Here is a 16229-nt window from a genome sequence, read left to right as displayed (position 1 = left end):
GCCTCCTCTCTTACCATGTAATCATTATAAAGGAAAAATCGCTTTCAGGGAAGGCGTAAGCCAGATGAAAAATCAGTCAAAAGTGATTTGCCCGCCCTCCAGCGAGGCAATTCGCGCCAAGGATTCCACGCGAATGCCGCGTTCGCGGATCGATTTGCCTCCCGCTTGGAAGAGCTTCTCGACGGCGATACCGCAGCCAACCAGCTCTGCTTCTGCTTTCTCGATAATGCGTATTAAGCCTCGAGCCGCATCGCCATTCGCGATAAAATCATCGATTAGCAGAATGCGCTCCCCTTTTTTCAATAAATGTGAGGATACCATAATATCCGTTACAATGCCCTTGGTAAATGAAGGCACTCGCTCGCTGTATGTGTCCTGGTCCATGGTTAACGTCTTTTTACGACGGGCAAACACCATAGGTACGCCAAGCTGTAAAGCAGTTGTGAAAGCAATCGGAATTCCCGAGGATTCTACCGTCAATACCTTGTCAGGTCTGCTCTCTCCGAACAATCTGGCAAATTCCTTGCCCATCTCCATAATAAGCACCGGATCCACCTGATGATTCAGAATGGCGTCCAGCTTAAGCACTTGGTCCGATACGACGACACCCACTTCTAAAATCCGCTGCTTCAATAATTCCATTTGATAACCTCCACGCCTTTGTATTATGAGTAAGTTACCATATTGATCAAGTAGGTTTCAAGTCCCAATTTACAGTCTTGGGTCTTTTGGCGTGAAACTTTTATGGGCGCTATCGTGTCTAACATTATGAAAGACTTCAAAAGGATTATTATCGCCATGAAAGCCCGGTTTTGAAAATGAAAACCGTTGATTTTCATGTAAAATGCCAATATTTGCTCACATTTGAGCATTGAGATTGACAACCAGATAGCATTATGATTAGTAATGCCTTCGTTTTCAATATTAAGTTATTCAGCAGAAAGGAAGATGACGATGAACAAATCAATTAAATTAATCGTTCTTGGCTGTATCCCAGTTGCGTTCGCTTCACTTCTGGCAGCTGGCTGCCAAAAGTCATCTGTTCCTTCCGCGCAGCCTCCTAACGAATCGCCTGCCTATGCGCAGCCTACCGTATATCCGAGACTATCGCCGGCAGGTTTGGTACCGAATCCAACGCCTGCGGCAACGCCGGTGGATTCAGCTAAGCATGAAGCGCAAGTCGCAGGAAGTTCCAAATCGGACTTCTCCGATCTTCCGCAAACAGCGGCTAGCGCCAAACCGACGGCCAAGCCAAAAGTTAAAGCAGAAGATGCCTACCAGCAAGAGAAGCCGACGCTAATGGGCTTGAAGCTGGGTTCGTCGAAGAATGATGTTTTGAATCGTTTCGGGAAAGCGAAGAAACAATTCGTCATGGATGAAGATAATGATGATGCTATTAATGTCTATGATTATACCGATTTTTCAGTAGGATTTAATAAACAAGATACGCTAGAATTTGTAGACGTCCATTCCGTCGATATTGATCCGGGACTGAGCGGCTTGAAACTCGGTCAAAAGGCTCAGGATGCGATCACCATTCTGGGGAAACCTGATACGAATACAACCTATGTGCTTTCCTATAAAGCGCAGGGCACTATTCTCAAAATTGATATCGATCCAAAAGAGAGCACGATTCAATCTATCAAACTCTTTTCCGATCATTAATACGAAGTTATAGGCCAGCTCAAAATAGAAGACCATGAATCTCTCCAATTGTCCGGAGAATTTCATGGTCTTTATTTGCATCTAATGAACAGCTTTACGCTTTCTAAAACGTAAATAGACAAAGATGACTATAGCAGCAAGGATAGCCAGAATCACAGCACTCATCCCTATATACTTATGTATGAGCTCGAATAACCCGTCCAAATTACGCCCTATAAAATGTCCAAGAGTCAAAAAGGTAGTACACCAGAGCAGCGCACCTGTACCCGCATAGAACATATATTTATAAAATTTGACCCCGCTGACACCTGATAAGTAACAAGTAAAATGACGCACACCAGGCACAAAATAACCAAAAAACACGGTCCAAAGCCCGTATTTCTTAAACCAGCCCTCGGCTCTCTCAATTCGGCTTGGCGTGAGTTTAAACCATTTGCCATATCGATATAAGAACGGTTTTCCTACTCTGTGGCCTAGTAAATAACTGACGATCATTCCTGTCATCGTTCCCGCATAGATAACCATCAATGTCGTCAAGTAGGTAAAGGGGCCTCCTGGCGCAGTTAACGACCCGACAAACGCCATTAAGGTCTCGTCTGGGACAGGCACGCCAACAATGCCGGCGGATAGTAAAATGTACAACGCAATATATCCATAATGATTAATGAAATCATAAAGTGCTTCCTGCACGTAAGACACACTCCCGAATCAACGTACTCCCATATGTGCTCATTTTACCAAAAAAAGAGCTTGCCCCAACTTCCTGTCATGAGCATGTCAACTAGAACATACCTTGTACTATATCAAACGACGGAGAGAGGGGCAATATATGCGCACAGGGTCACAGATCGTCCGCGTCGCTTTTACTTATATCGGTACGATCGTCGGAGCAGGATTTGCTTCCGGTCAGGAGATCCTGCAGTTTTTCACACGCTACGGCTGGATGGCGACATTAACTATCGCCCTTTCCAGCGTGTTGTTCATTTGGATTGGAATCAAGCTCATGCTGATGGCACACGATCTCAAAGCCGAATCTTATGAAGATTTAAATAAAGTGCTGTTCGGCAAAAGGATAGGCAACTGGATCAGCTTGTTTACGATGGTCGTCCTATTCGGGATAACGACCGTCATGCTGGCCGGAGGCGGAACCGTCTTTGAAGAACAGCTGCATCTCTCATATCAAACGGGATTGCTTGTGACTTTGATGCTGGCTTACCTGGTGCTGTCCCGAGGGATTGGAGCGATCATGACCGTTAACTCCATCGTGGTGCCCATCATGCTGATGTTCAGCCTGGTCATCGTCATCTATACCTGGCATTCACCGGCATCAGGAAATTGGCTGCGAATCACAAGCGACCATTCGATCGGCAAAATCTGGTTTGCTCCGTTTCTTTATACCGCCTTCAACCTGGCCATGGCGCAGGCCGTACTTGTTCCAATGGGTGCAGCAATCAAGAATCGTTCCGTTCTCTATTGGGGAGGATTGGCTGGCGGCATCGGCATCGGCCTTCTCTTGCTATCCGCCCATTATGCGTTATCCGCACAAATGCCTGGTATTGCGCAATTCGAAATTCCGATGGGCAATATCATTACCCGGCTGGGTTCCATCCCACAGATCGCCTATTTGCTTGTCATTTATGGCGAGATTTTTACCACATTCATAGCCGATGCTTACGGTTTATCTCTGCAACTGCAGCAGCGGGTCAAGCTTCATCCGAAAGTGCTGTTGGTCCTCATTCTTGCCCTCAGTTATTTCGTCAGCCAGATCGGCTTCAAGGCACTGCTGTCCGCTCTGTATCCGCTATTTGGCGTGATCAGTATGATTTGGCTCGTCCTGATGATTTGGCGCAACCGCAGTCGTGCGGTGTAGCGTCCCGGATTGAACAAAACCAAGTACAATAAGCAGACGAACAAAAAGCAGCACCATTCCCATCGCTGACAAGACGATCCCCGTTAACAAATAAGAAAAATGAAAGCTTTCCATAGCTGCAGCTGTTCGATCCCGAAGAACTGCCAGTAATTCCGTCAGCAGCAGTAAAAGCCCGGTCAGAAATAAACCCACGACGGCATAATCCATCAGCGTCCATCTCGAGAAATAGACAGCTGCGATCTCTACCTGAGTTGCTGGATTAGGGGCTGCAGCTTGCTGCTTCCATAGCTGATGAACCATCCAAGCCGTATACAACGCTACACCCGTAACAAATAGGCCTAACAAACCGCCTAATACGGCTAAGAACATATTCATGAGAACTCTCCTTTCTGTCACTGCAGAATCTATCAAGCACCGTGACGCAAATTGTAGACGAGAACGATTGATAATATAAAGCAGATAACGGGGAGTGCATATAAAACAGGCAAAATTAGATTACCAGGCAGGGATGGTGCAGCCCGCCAGAGTAGCCGAATCCGCTGATCGAATGTTGCGATCGGCAAATCTTCATGTCCCTCAGATCGAATATTGGTCGAAGAAGGTCCTCCTTCATTCCATTCGATTTTGCCTTTTTTCCAACCGACCTGATAGGTAATTTCGCGATGATCTTTCTTTTTCTCGCTACCTGAATCCATGATCATTCCTCCGGTTTTAAAGGTGCTTAATTGCGAGTTAACGCGGTTTTTCAAAATAATCTTACTTTTTGTAACGAATCCACTGCCTTAAGAGTCAGTTATCAACACTCCTGCTAATTTCACAATTCGGAATGACGATTTACCCATGGATTTGTCGAGTGGCAAGTCTCATAAAAAATACTCCTTTTGGCTCGCTCTTCCTGAAATGAGGGGGTATCCCTTCGGGTCACCCACCTGACAAAGAACAATGGTCGTTGATAGTGAACTAGTTTGACGCTAAATTTCGGAGAAACAGCAATTTCGGGGCTCGAAAGAACAAAAGTCCATAAACAACGAACAATCTTCGCTAATTATGGAATTTTGTTCGTTCGGAGCCTGAATGGTGGTCATTTACCCACCAAATGCGTCAAAATGTTCTCTATTAGCGACCCTGGTTCTTTCCACGACGGGTAAGGGGGAACAGTAGACATACAGGGCATAACCGAATGTTTTGGCATTTCATTCTTCTCTACTCGAGCTTTTGCGGTCATTCCGGACAAATAGATTGATGATATTTATCCGGGGAGGTAAGTCATTTTCCAGTGACGGAAAAGCCTTATCTAGCAAGGCTTATAACTGAGTTAAAGCTCAATCAAGCGATGGTTCGCTAAGAGTCTGGCGGCTGCGTCCCGTACATGTCCATGACATGTAAACAAAAGGACTTGGTGCTGCCTGCTCACCTCAGCAATGACACGCAAACAACTCTCCATCCGCTCCTCATCGAAATTAACGAGAATATCGTCCATAACCAGCGGCAATACCGCTTTCCCTGCATACTCTTGGGCGAGGGCGAACCGCATCGACAAATAAAGCTGTTCTGCGGTTCCACGGCTGAGTTGGCTCGTATCGAGCGACTGTCCGTTGACTCGGATAGCGACAAGCCGCTGCTCGCCAAACGGCGCTTTGATTTGAATAAATCTGCCGCCCGTCAACTGTTCGAAATACGCTGATGCTTTTTGCAGTACGCCTGGTTGGCGCTCCCGCTCATAGACATCGCGTGCTTTTTTCAAAAGCAAAGAGGCAAATGACGCTATCGCATACTGATCGACATGCCCGCGGACCGATGCTCTGTAAGCCTCTGCCTGCAGCAGGCGGTCCGCATGTTCGGTGCCCTGCTCCAGCTTCTCAAGAGCTCCCGTCAGCTTACCAACCTCTTGACGAAGATGATTAGCGGACTCGGCAGTTTCCGATAACTTGTCTTCCAAAGCCTGCATGCTGAGCATCCATTCTTCTTCGCCCTGCCTCTCAATAAGTTCTATCACATCAGGCAGCAGACTGCTTCCGGCTAAGGCTTCTAAAGCCGCCTGGATAGACTTTTCTTCTTCGATGAACCTCGATCGCTCCGCTTGCTCTCTCTCGTTCTTACGCAGCTCTGCGCGATCTCCCGCATGGGCTTCGGCTAGAAGCTGAACCAACCTTGCCACGGTGCGTTGACGGCTCTCCTGGAGCAACTGCATGTCCCGCTCGCCATCGATAAGTAGCTGCTCCAATCGCTCTCGCTCGAGCATGAGGCGAAGCTGTAGCTGTTCCTGATCTTTCCACCGTTTGATCGCAAGAAGAGGTTCATGCCTTGTTTGCGGATCAAGCATTAAAAGCGTTGCGATCCTACGTTCATATCCTTCCATGCTCGCCTGCAGCGCCTCTTGTTTTGACTCTAGTTTGCGCAGCTGGCGAAGCAGCTCATGCCCTTGTTCCACCTTTTGAATCGTTTCCAGTGCGGCATCCGGCGATAACCGTACATTTAATCCAAGCGCTAGTAACCAATCGCTCCATTCCGATTCGATGTGGTTGAGCGCGGACGAAGACCGTTGTAACATTTCGCTTCGCTGTTCTTCCTGCTGCACCAGCAAAAGCAGCGCATCCTTAGCGTCTTGAAGCTTATCCAGTTGTCGTCCAAGCTCACTTCGCTGCTGCTTAGAAAGCTCCGCTTCCCGCATCCATGCATCCAGCTGAGGCTGCAGGTCCAGCAAGGAAATAGCACCAGTCTGAATCCGTTTCTCCAATCCCCCGGACGAATATGCGGCTGCGGCCTCCATAGAAGCTATCCCATGCTGCTGAAAAGCAAACTGCCGTTCGACTTGTTTCTGTATACTTTGCTCCAGTAAGCGTAATTCTTCATCAATCCGCAATTGCTCGGTTGACAAGCCTTCAGCACTGACATCTGTTGCAGATCTAAACATCGCTCTTGAATACCGCTTCATTTTTGCCGGACGATTTGCCATATAGAGATACAGGGAAACTCCCGCTAGAAACAACAATGCCGGCACCGCTGTTATCCAACCGTCTTTCCATAACAACCACGCAGGAACGATCACCATTAGCATTGCGATCAGCGCTAGTAACCGCTTTTGATTATTACGGGAAGCCGCTTTACTTTGCGCTTCCGCTGCTTCCAGAAGAAGCCGGTGCTGCTCTTCTTGCGCCAGCCGATCTCGAAGATGAAGAGCATCTCTATGAAGCAGCTGCCAACGCGCATAGTCTCTTGCCAGATGCTGAAGGGCAATACTCCAGTCATTATCCAATTTTGTGCTTGAGGGATCTATCCTGATCCCTTTTCTATGTAAATCCATCTCTAAGGACTGAATAACTTCCTCTGTTCGAATTCGCTGTTGCGTAATACTTTCCAGCTCCGTCCGAATTCGGAGTTCTTCTGTAAGGCTGAACTGAAGCCTTTCTTTGAAGGAACGAACTTGTTCGCGCAAGGAAATGGATACCGGGAAGGCAGCTAATTCTCGTTCATCCCAGCGTTCGTCAATTTGCCCCAGCAGCTTGTCCAGCTGCGTTCGAAGATGGTTGATTTCGACGCCTAGCTCCACTACGCTGCGCTTATTATCATCGTAGGTGGAAGCTTGCTCCAGCAAGTGATTCAGCTCGATCTGATGCTCCAGCAGATCTGGCTGAATATCGAGCGCTTGCAGTTGGCTGAGCAAGCCCTGCTGCTTCAACCCGAGGCGCGCGCGCTCAGCCTCCGCGCGATCCAGCTCCGCTTCCAGCGCTTCGAGCCTCACCGAGGCATGCTCGGGGAAGCCCGCGAGCGCGGGAAGCGCCGCCAGCTCCTGGCCGACCTGCCGCAAGCGGATCCATCCGCTTCGCGCCTTGCCGGCCAGGCCGAGCTTGTGCAGCTCCGCCCGCAGCGCCTCCTGCTGCCGCTCCAGTGCGGCAATGCGCGCCTCGGCGGAGCGGCGCTCCTCCTGCAGCCGATCGTAGTCGGCTGCCTGATCCCGGCTGCGGCGCAGCGACTGCTCAAGCCCCTCAAGCTCCCTCAGGAGACGGTTGATCTCCTGATTGCGCCCGCGGGGCTTGTACAGGCCGTCGGCCTGCGCCGTCAGCTTACGCTCGGCCTCCATGATGGCCGAGCCGCTCACGCCGAGCCCAGCGCTATACAGATAGCCGCTGAGCTCGTCCTGCTGCAGGGTGCGCAGATCCTGCAGCTCGGTCAAACCAAAAGCGAACAAGCTGCGAAAGAGGTCGGCCGAGAGGCCGCCCAGCAGCGTGTTCAGCAGTTCCTCCCCCCCGGTGGTGCCATCACCGAGGGTGACTTTGACGAGCCCGGCGGAGGCTCGTCTGCCGCCTGCGGCAGCCGCGTCGTAGCGCTCGACGCGAATGCGCTGACCCTGCTCATCGAGCAGGGTCAAAGCGCCTCCATGGGCGCCGCCGCCCTGCGGCTCGTAGCGTTCCGCCCGGTTCTGCCGGGTCGGAAAGCCGAAGAGCACCGCGCGGACGAAGCCCATGAGCGTACTTTTGCCCGCTTCGTTGGCGCCGTAGAATAGCGTAATCGGCGAATCCGTGTCGAGCTGCACATCGCGCAAGCTGCCGAAGCCATCAACATGGATGGATGTGATTCTCATCCAGACCACCCCCCATCCGCGGCCAGCAGGTCCGCGGCCCATTCTTCGGCGGCGCGCAGCCACTGCCGCAGCCGCTCAGAATCGGCTGCAGCCGGCGCTCCTGCGGCCTGCGGCAAGCTTTGCAGCGCGGCCAGCGCCTCGCCTGCGAATGCAGCAAGCGCGGCGTCGTCTTCGCGCAGCGCCTTGGAATACCGCAGCAGGTCGCCGAGAAAGCTCTTCTCCTGCTGCAACGCCTCAAGATCGATCTCTCCGCCCGTGCGGTCCTCGATCGACTCAATCCAGACGAAGCGGCTTCTCTCCGCTTCGTCCTCCCTGAACTCGGCGGTCAACTCTTCGAGCGCCCGCCCTTTGCGCAGGAGCGCGTGTACCGCGCCGCGCCCTTCCAGGACGAAGCGGACGACGGCATCCCGTCCGTCCGCTTCCGACCGGATACGCTCGATATGCTCACCGAGCTTGTCCTTCAATTCTTGCTCCGTCTGCAAGCCTGCAACAGACAGCTTTTCATGAAACCAGCGCACCTGGTCCAGCGCATGAAACGTTAGTTCCGCCCGGCCATCCTCCTGCACGTCGACCACATAACAGCCCCGCGGTCCTGTCTCGCGTATGCTGCGGCCTTGCGTATTTCCAGGGTACACAATCGTCGGTTGCTGTTCATTTAATATGTTTCTCGTATGTATATGGCCTAGCGCCCAGTAATTCATGCTGCCTGCGATCAAATCTTGTTTCGAACAGGGAGCGTAGTTATCATGGCCGGCGTCGCCGTCCACATTCGAATGCAGCAGCCCAATCTGATACACTGAACGGTCTGCCGCTTTGTATTGAAGAGCTAGATTATCCGTTACACTCGCAGTCTTATATGAAATGCCATGAACTTGAGCGATTACGCCGTGTTCCGGCTTTTCGACATCGAGTGTCTCTACCCGGTCACACGCAAAAAAATGGACGGCGGCCGGCCAAACCAGTTTCGCCGCGCGTCCATCCTGTGGGTCGTGATTGCCATGTATGATATAAGCGGGAATATCCCGCGCGGCTAATTGCTCCATCGCTCTCTGGAAGCGAATTTGCGCGCGCAGGGATCGATCCGTCAGATCGTACACATCACCGCTAATCAATACGAAATCTGCTTGCTGATCTATAGCTAGCGTCACAAGTTCCTTGAGTGCACCAAAGGTTGATTCCCTGATCCGCTCGCGCACCCGTTCCGGAAGCGCCGACATGCCTTTGAACGGACTGTCCACATGCAAGTCGGCCGCATGCACAAACCGCAGTCGTTTCATCCCCATAACGCCTCCTAATGTTGGGGTTCTATTGATATCTTTCGTAAACGCCTTTCAATTGCCGCAGTACGCGGTTAAGCGAGTACGTTTTCTTCGCCTTCTCCCAGGCGGTGCGAGCCAAATTATACCGGAATGTCGGGTCAATGATTACTTTTTCCAAGGCCAGGCTCAGCGCATGCGCATCCCCCACAGGAACGAGCAATCCGTTATGACCGTGCTCAATTTGCTCGGCGATCCCCCCGACATTCGTACCTACCAGCGCGAGCCAGCATAAAGCCGCCTCTGCAAATACGGAACCGAACGCCTCCGCACGGGACGGCAGCACGAATACATCAAAGAATGGCATGAATTCTTCCGGATGCAGCATATAGCCGTAAAAAATCGTATCTTCATAAATGTTATGTTCGATTGCAAGCTTTTCCAATTCTTCGCGGCTCGGTCCATCGCCAATAATATGAAGCACGAAAGGAAGACCGCGTTTCTTCAGTTCACCGCAAGCGATCAGCAGCGTATCCAGGCCTTTTGCCGGAACCAGGCGACAAACGGTGATGAACTGCGTGACTTGATTCTCATGGGAAATCGGTCTGAAACGCTTCTCGTCAAAACCGTTCGGAATGACGCCGATCCGTTCGCTGTCTTGAACATAGTCGGATAAATACTGTTTGAACGAGTTCGAAACCGTTATGATTTGATCGACTTTTGCCTCGAGTTCTCCATACAGCTGCGTCAGAAACAGATGCTCAGGTCCATTCTCTTGAATTCGGCCATTGAGTATGAGTTCCTTTTCAAAGCTGGAGTGAATGGTTACAATGACCGGCGTCTCGGGGTACAACTGCTTCATGACAAGTCCTGCGATCGGATGATGCGCATGGATAATGTTGAATTTTTTCGTTAACCTCAGCTTCGTCCACCAAACATAATCCTTGTAGGTCTGGATGTATTTATCTACAATCGGGTTTCCGGCATGTTTCCGCCAATCGAATGTGGTAAATTCCACTTCCTCTGTTCCTTTGCCGCGAATGCGCTTAGGCAGCGAAAATAATTCCATCTCCCAGCCCTTTTTATTAAATCGGTCCAAAATATAGGGAACCATGGATGACACCCCACCTGGCTGTTCCGGTGGAAAAAACAATGCTTGCAATATGTTCATTGCATGAGCCCCTCTCCCAAAGCCTTGAGCTTACCTTCTTATTGTAACTGGTGTTCGCCGAATAGAAAAGAGAACAGCGGCAGTCCTACCAAACCATTCTATCCCTCTCAACTATTTTCCTTTATAATAGAGGATGTTAAAAAAGTCCAACCATGTCGAAATACGCATCTGGAGGAAGGTATGAAAGCTGTTGATCTTCTGTTCGGTGATTTGGCCTCCATTTTATCGAATACCGTCATACTTGTAATTCTTGCACTCATGTTTGTCGTCTCTGTCCGGCTGTTTCTGGACCGCCGCAAAAAGGGATATTTATCGATGACCATCTCCATCGTTATTGTCGGTATTCATTATATGCTGCAGCTTTATCTAAAGCTCCATGCTATTGATACGAGCCTTACGGCTTACATGCTCTTAATGCTCAAAATTATCTCTTTCGTGCTCGTCAATATGGGCATCTACCAGTTATACAACCGGACTAAACGCAAGCAGTACGTCTTTTTCTACGGATTAATTATAATGGGGTTCGTTGTATCGGTTCTTCATTTCTTCGTTCCGCAGCTGTATAACGGGACACCCGCACAAGTCCGGCTGCTGCAGGACATCGGTCTTGAATTATATGTATTTGTACTCATTTTCCTTTGCTTTTATATGATTCCGCCTACGATTGGGCAGCAGATCAAGTACCAACTGGCTTTAACGGTATTCTTTTTCATGCAAACCGCCGATCTCATTAATGCGTACATGTACGGCAACATGCAGCCCTGGTTTTCTTTGGCGGGCAATACGCTGCCGATTATCTATTATTTCCTGCTCTTTATGCTGCTTTTCGAGCGTGTCGTCGAATTGATGCAGGCCATCTATAACTCTTCCATTACAGACGGACTTACCCGGCTGTATAATCGCAAATTTTTCTATAATCGGGTTACGCAGTACATACAGAGGCACCTGCCTATCTCTATTTTGTTCAGCGATATTGATAATTTTAAAAAGCTGAACGATACGAAAGGCCATCAAATGGGTGACGATGTGCTCAAGCAAGTGGCGCAAATCCTCAAAGACGAAGCGGAGGAATGCGGCATCGCCGGCCGCTATGGCGGGGAGGAGATGGTCGTCATGGTGACCGATCCGAGCGTTAAAATGGACGAATTCGCCGAACGTGTGCGCAAGCGTATTGAAACGGAAACGATTGTCACTGCGAGCATCGGCTACAGTAAGTACAAAGGCGGTATAAGCGCAGAAGAACTTATTAAACAAGCGGATGAGGCCATGTACAAAGCGAAGACGACAGGCAAGAACAAGGTGGTGAAGTTTGCATAGCATGCATAAGTATCGCACAGCTGCCCTTTGGCTGCTTTTTCCGCTTATCGGTGTGCTTCTGAGTTCCGTATGGTTTCCTATCGCCATCGCAAACAGTAAGAAACCTCATGCCTATACATACGCAAAACTACGTGCCGTAAGCGGCATCGAGCTTCATGTTTTGAGAACGAAACCTGACAATATCACCCTGACTGCCATCAGCAAAAATGTTACGGATACTGGCCTCTATGGCATCAACGGCGGCTTCTTCTTCAACGGCGATCTGCTGAGCATTGCCGTAACAAACGATCGGCCCGCCAAAGGTGAGGCCAATGATTACGGCACCGGTTGGTACAATACAGACGTTGCGCGAGGTACGCTCATTTGGGATGAAGCGCTGCATGCCTTCTACATCCAAGTTGTTAAACATGCAGGCGAGCTTAAGGTCACTGACCGCAATCACTATTGGGCACAGGGTGGAGTGAGTATGAAACTGAACGATGATGCCGGTTGGGAAGCCCAAATGATCGCTGAAGAAATGCCGGCCTACGACGAAAATCGCCTTCGCTCAGCAGCGGCCTATGACAACCAAGGGTATGTTTGGCTTATTGTCACTCCGACGCCTTGTACGATCGAGCAGTTTCGTAACGCGATTTTGCAGAAAATCGTACCCGGACAACTCGTCGACGGCATCTTCCTGGACGGCGATGGTTCTTCGCAGCTTGCAAGCCGGCAAGATCGGCTAACCGGCGACGGTCGCGAAGTGTATCAAATGCTGCAAATTATAAAATGAGAAGTTGTCGATCACAGCAAAGTCTGGATCATTGAAAAAGCTCCTTCGCGTGTACGGCTGTTCAGCCGTTTCACTTCAAGGAGCTTTTCATTCGGATCAAGTCTTTTGCAGCGTCCATTGACGCTTCGTATCGCTGACTACTCTTCGGCGTCTTGAAGATGCTCTTTGCAAAAGGCATCCACCATGGCGATTTCATCGTCTTCCAGATCAAAGTCGAGATAAAGCTGGGTCGTTTTCTCATAAAGTTCATATTTCATCAGCCCTGATTGATCCTCGCCCACATTATAAATAGCTCTTATATAAAGGCCGCTCTCGTTATAGAGTTCATCGTCTTCCTCGACTTCAATATCCAGCATAAATTCGTACCGCTGCCCCTTGAGAATGCCGAACGGGTCTTTAATTAATTCCACCGTGTAACTAGTTATCGTAATCATCTTCTCATCCTTTCGTGCCCTTACATCCCACCATTGAAATATACTCGAAATAGAAGAACGATGCAAAGAAGATTGAAAATACGTATATGGGCGTCAGGATCTTCCTCTTCCCTCACGGTCCTTTTGCGTGTAACGATGGAAATCATATTGGGCTCGATTCCATTTTCTTTTACGTCTGTAACGCTGAAAAACAACGTTAACACATCGATCAGCGTCACTATAATTAAAGGACCTGAGGCAGCGTCTCAGGTCCTTTCTTTGTACGGACTATCCTATTTTTCCTTAATGTCCGCTTCCTTCTTGCATTTTGGCTTGCTCAACAGCCAGCGGGTCAACGGGCAAAGTTACGCCTTGCAGAACTTTTAACATCCGTTCAATCACAATAACCGATTGTGCCCTTGTCGTTGCTTCCTCAGGAGCAAGTTTGCCTCCGTCCAAGCCTTGTAGAATTCCTTTGTTTACAGCTTGCAGCATGACATAACCCGACTCCATGCCGGTATTCGCCTTTTTCAGATCAGGGCTGACAGCACGCAGAGAAACATTTGCAATCTCCTGGCGTGTAATCGGCTGATCCCAATTCTGTTGAAGATCGCCGGTTTGCAGCATTCCCGACTTTTGCATGGCATCGAGATAAGGTTGATACCACGATTGGTCGGCAGCTGGAGTCGTAGTGGGAATATGCATCGCGGTCACAGCCATTTTCAGAAATTCAGCTCTGGTGACGGTATGGTCCGGTAAAAAGCGGCCATCCGCATAACCATCCACATATCCTTCTCCCGCAGCCTGAAGAATGGCGTCTTTGGCCCAATGCCCGTCGATATCGGTGAAGCTAGCGTTAAGACCGGTCACAAGCGTTGGCGTAAAGCGATTTGTTAAACTGTTATCGCCGAGCTGACCGGTGTAATTGCCCCCCCATGCCCAAAGCGTTCCATCCGTCAGCTTGACGAAAGTATTCGTACCTCCGGCGGCTGCGGCTTCCGCAGCACTTATACCTTTAACTTGTTCCGGCTGGGTCTGGTTCGTTTTGGATCCATCTCCTAACTGACCAAACATGTTTTGGCCCCATGCCCAAACGGTTCCATCGTTTTTGATCGCAATGCTATGATACGTTCCTGCATAGATGGCCTTAATATTCGATAAGCCTACAACTTGAACCGGCTTTGTTTGGGTCGTTGTTGTTCCGATTCCCAACTGGCCAAATGCATTGTAGCCCCATGCCCAAACGGTTCCATCGTCCTTGAGCGCGAGCGCATAATTTTTCCCGGCAGCTATTGCCGTCACTCCGGTTATACCGTCAAGTTCAACGGGCTGCTGTTTGGCTGCATAAGTCCCGTCTCCCAATTCGCCGTTTGCGTTATCGCCCCAAGCCCAGATCTTGCCTGTATTTTTCAGTGCCAAGTTAAAATTAGAGCCTGCCGCAACGGCTAGGATATCGCTGAGCTGTACGATTTGATTAGTAGGCGCCGTTTTATCATGTCCAAGCTGTCCGTAGGTATTATCGCCGAAACTCCATACAGAACCGTTACCCAGCAAAGCAATCGTATGATTGCTTCCGGCAGCCGCTGAAACGACCCCCGTCAAAGAGGCGACCTGTGCAGGTGTCGTTCGATCCGACGTTGTTCCATCACCCAACTGACCAAAGAAATTTTGGCCCCAAGTCCACAGGGAACCGTCTTGTTTGACAGCAACCGTATGCTTATCACCCGAAGACACCGCCGCCACATGATCGAGACTTAGCTGCTCCGGCGCTATTTTCGACGTATTCGTCCCATCTCCTAATTGACCGAATATATTGCTTCCCCAACCCCATACTTGGTTGTTTTTGATAAAGAAGGAGCTGCTATCTCCTGCCGCAATCGGATTGGATCTCGGACTCTTGATGATGATCGTTCCCTCACCCGGTTTGATGGATGGAGGGTTAAGCCAAGCAGGTACTTGCGTTTGAACAGGAATATTCTGGTTATTGACAGTCATGTCGCCAAGCTGGCTGTAACCATTATTTCCCCAAGCCCACAGACTGTCATCTTTGCCAACGGCAAATGTAAAATTCGTTCCCGTACCGATTTGAGTAATCTCCGGAAGGCCATTGACATGGCTAGGGAATGCCTGGTTATACGTCCTGCCATCATAAGCAGTCCCTACACCCAATTGACCCGAGGTATTGTCTCCCCAGGCGTAAACGCTGCCGTCTTTCTTTAATACGACGGCATGGGAAGTTCCTGCCGAGATTTGGGTTACATTATCGAGCCCTGTGACTAGAACAGGATATTTTTGTTCTTGCGAACTCACAGTTGTTACTGCTGCTGAATACATTGCGCTCGGGTCTTGCGTCATCAGTCCCCAAGTCAAGACGGTTCCGTCATCTTTTAATGCCATGGAAAAGTCAAATCCGGCTGCAATCTGCGTGATATGCCAATTTGAGCTTGTCGCCATAATAGGCGTATTGAGACGGTTTTGGTCATATCCATAACCAAGTTCGCCAAAATAGTTATCTCCCCAAGCCCATACGACGCCATCCTGATCTATTGCAAGTGTATGATATGCGCCTGCAGCAATGGATTTCACGGAGACCAGATTGCCTTTTACTTGAACGGGCTTGTTCTGAGAGGTATTGGTACCGTCACCTAACTGTCCGTACGTATTGTCGCCCCAACTCCAGACTGTTCCGTCATCTTTGACGGCTACCGAGTGGAAGTTACCCGCGGCAATCGACGTTACATGCGTCAGGTCAGCGACTTGAACCGGTGAATTGCGATCGATCGTAGTTCCGTCGCCTAACTGGCCAAATGTATTTTCGCCCCAAGACCAGACGGTTCCGTCGTTTTTCAAAGCCAAAGCGTGAGACTGTCCTACCGCAATTGCGGTAATGCCTGACAGTCCGCTTATCGGAGTGGCTTGGTTGCGACTGTTCAAACCCGCTCCCAGCTTGCCGCGGAGGTTGTCCCCCCATGTCCAAACGGTTCCGTCTTTCTTCAAAAGAACTGTGTATCCTTTTCCTCCAGCAATCTGAACGATGGTGGAGGGCTTTATCTCGGACGTTCCTGCAGGCGCCGCGCTCGCTTCAGCCGAAGCTTTCCCAGGAAGCCCTGAGAAAGCGGTAAAGGCACTTAACAGCAAGCAGCAGAGCAGCCAGAAGGAAATGTTACGTTTCACTTTTTTCAT

Annotated in this window: 13 protein-coding genes; 4 read left to right on the top strand and 9 right to left on the bottom strand. The window is 49.8% G+C overall.

What is annotated here, in order from left to right:
- Nucleotides 1-72: 72 nt before the first annotated feature.
- Nucleotides 73-642, bottom strand: coding sequence for a xanthine phosphoribosyltransferase (locus ACFQZT_RS17545; protein ID WP_379302114.1), 570 nt, complete (start codon nucleotides 640-642; stop codon nucleotides 73-75).
- 312 nt (nucleotides 643-954) lie between these two features.
- On the opposite strand from ACFQZT_RS17545, the gene ACFQZT_RS17540 reads away from it, so the two are divergent.
- Nucleotides 955-1665, top strand: coding sequence for a DUF4309 domain-containing protein (locus ACFQZT_RS17540; protein ID WP_379302112.1), 711 nt, complete (start codon nucleotides 955-957; stop codon nucleotides 1663-1665).
- Nucleotides 1666-1746: 81 nt separating this feature from the next.
- On the opposite strand, the gene ACFQZT_RS17535 is transcribed toward ACFQZT_RS17540, so the two are convergent.
- Complete coding sequence (locus ACFQZT_RS17535; RefSeq protein ID WP_379302110.1) at nucleotides 1747-2355, bottom strand: DedA family protein; 609 nt, start codon at nucleotides 2353-2355, stop codon at nucleotides 1747-1749.
- A gap of 139 nt (nucleotides 2356-2494) precedes the next feature.
- Between ACFQZT_RS17535 and ACFQZT_RS17530 the strand changes: the two genes are divergently transcribed.
- Nucleotides 2495-3535, top strand: coding sequence for a YkvI family membrane protein (locus ACFQZT_RS17530; RefSeq protein WP_379302108.1), 1041 nt, complete (start codon nucleotides 2495-2497; stop codon nucleotides 3533-3535).
- Here the strand turns inward: ACFQZT_RS17530 and ACFQZT_RS17525 are convergent.
- From ACFQZT_RS17525 to ACFQZT_RS17505, 5 genes are all read right to left on the bottom strand, one after another.
- Nucleotides 3467-3910 (bottom strand): hypothetical protein, encoded by a 444-nt coding sequence (locus ACFQZT_RS17525; protein WP_379302106.1) that lies wholly within the window; start codon nucleotides 3908-3910, stop codon nucleotides 3467-3469. The two genes, ACFQZT_RS17530 and ACFQZT_RS17525, sit on opposite strands and share 69 nt — an antisense overlap.
- 32 nt (nucleotides 3911-3942) lie before the next feature.
- Nucleotides 3943-4230: a hypothetical protein gene (locus tag ACFQZT_RS17520; protein ID WP_379302104.1), complete on the bottom strand. Its 288-nt coding sequence runs from the start codon at nucleotides 4228-4230 to the stop codon at nucleotides 3943-3945.
- Nucleotides 4231-4850: 620 nt separating this feature from the next.
- The gene (locus ACFQZT_RS17515) at nucleotides 4851-8117 is read right to left on the bottom strand and encodes an AAA family ATPase (protein ID WP_379302102.1); all 3267 of its coding nucleotides are present in this window, start codon (nucleotides 8115-8117) and stop codon (nucleotides 4851-4853) included.
- Nucleotides 8114-9394, bottom strand: a complete 1281-nt coding sequence (locus ACFQZT_RS17510) for a metallophosphoesterase family protein (protein WP_379302100.1) — start codon at nucleotides 9392-9394, stop codon at nucleotides 8114-8116. Before ACFQZT_RS17510 ends, ACFQZT_RS17515 begins: the two co-directional genes overlap by 4 nt.
- Before the next feature lie 28 nt (nucleotides 9395-9422).
- Nucleotides 9423-10544 carry a glycosyltransferase family 4 protein gene (locus ACFQZT_RS17505; protein ID WP_379302098.1) on the bottom strand — a complete coding sequence of 374 codons (1122 nt, stop codon included), beginning with the start codon at nucleotides 10542-10544 and terminating at the stop codon, nucleotides 9423-9425.
- 180 nt (nucleotides 10545-10724) lie between these two features.
- On the opposite strand from ACFQZT_RS17505, the gene ACFQZT_RS17500 reads away from it, so the two are divergent.
- Entirely contained in the window at nucleotides 10725-11861 is a 1137-nt protein-coding gene (locus ACFQZT_RS17500) for a GGDEF domain-containing protein (RefSeq protein ID WP_379302096.1), read from the top strand.
- Nucleotide 11862: 1 nt separating this feature from the next.
- Nucleotides 11863-12633: a hypothetical protein gene (locus ACFQZT_RS17495; protein WP_379302223.1), complete on the top strand. Its 771-nt coding sequence runs from the start codon at nucleotides 11863-11865 to the stop codon at nucleotides 12631-12633.
- 137 nt (nucleotides 12634-12770) lie between these two features.
- Here ACFQZT_RS17495 and ACFQZT_RS17490 read toward each other — a convergent pair whose 3' ends face one another.
- Together ACFQZT_RS17490 and ACFQZT_RS17485 are read right to left on the bottom strand one after the other, a co-directional pair.
- Nucleotides 12771-13067 (bottom strand): DUF6509 family protein, encoded by a 297-nt coding sequence (locus ACFQZT_RS17490; protein ID WP_379302094.1) that lies wholly within the window; start codon nucleotides 13065-13067, stop codon nucleotides 12771-12773.
- A gap of 282 nt (nucleotides 13068-13349) precedes the next feature.
- Nucleotides 13350-16229, bottom strand: a complete 2880-nt coding sequence (locus tag ACFQZT_RS17485; protein ID WP_379302092.1) for an RCC1 domain-containing protein — start codon at nucleotides 16227-16229, stop codon at nucleotides 13350-13352.

It is taken from the genome of Paenibacillus sp. GCM10027628 (genome assembly GCF_042676385.1).
Taxonomy (GTDB): domain Bacteria; phylum Bacillota; class Bacilli; order Paenibacillales; family NBRC-103111; genus Paenibacillus_E.
This window is presented reverse-complemented; position numbering and strand designations above follow the sequence as displayed.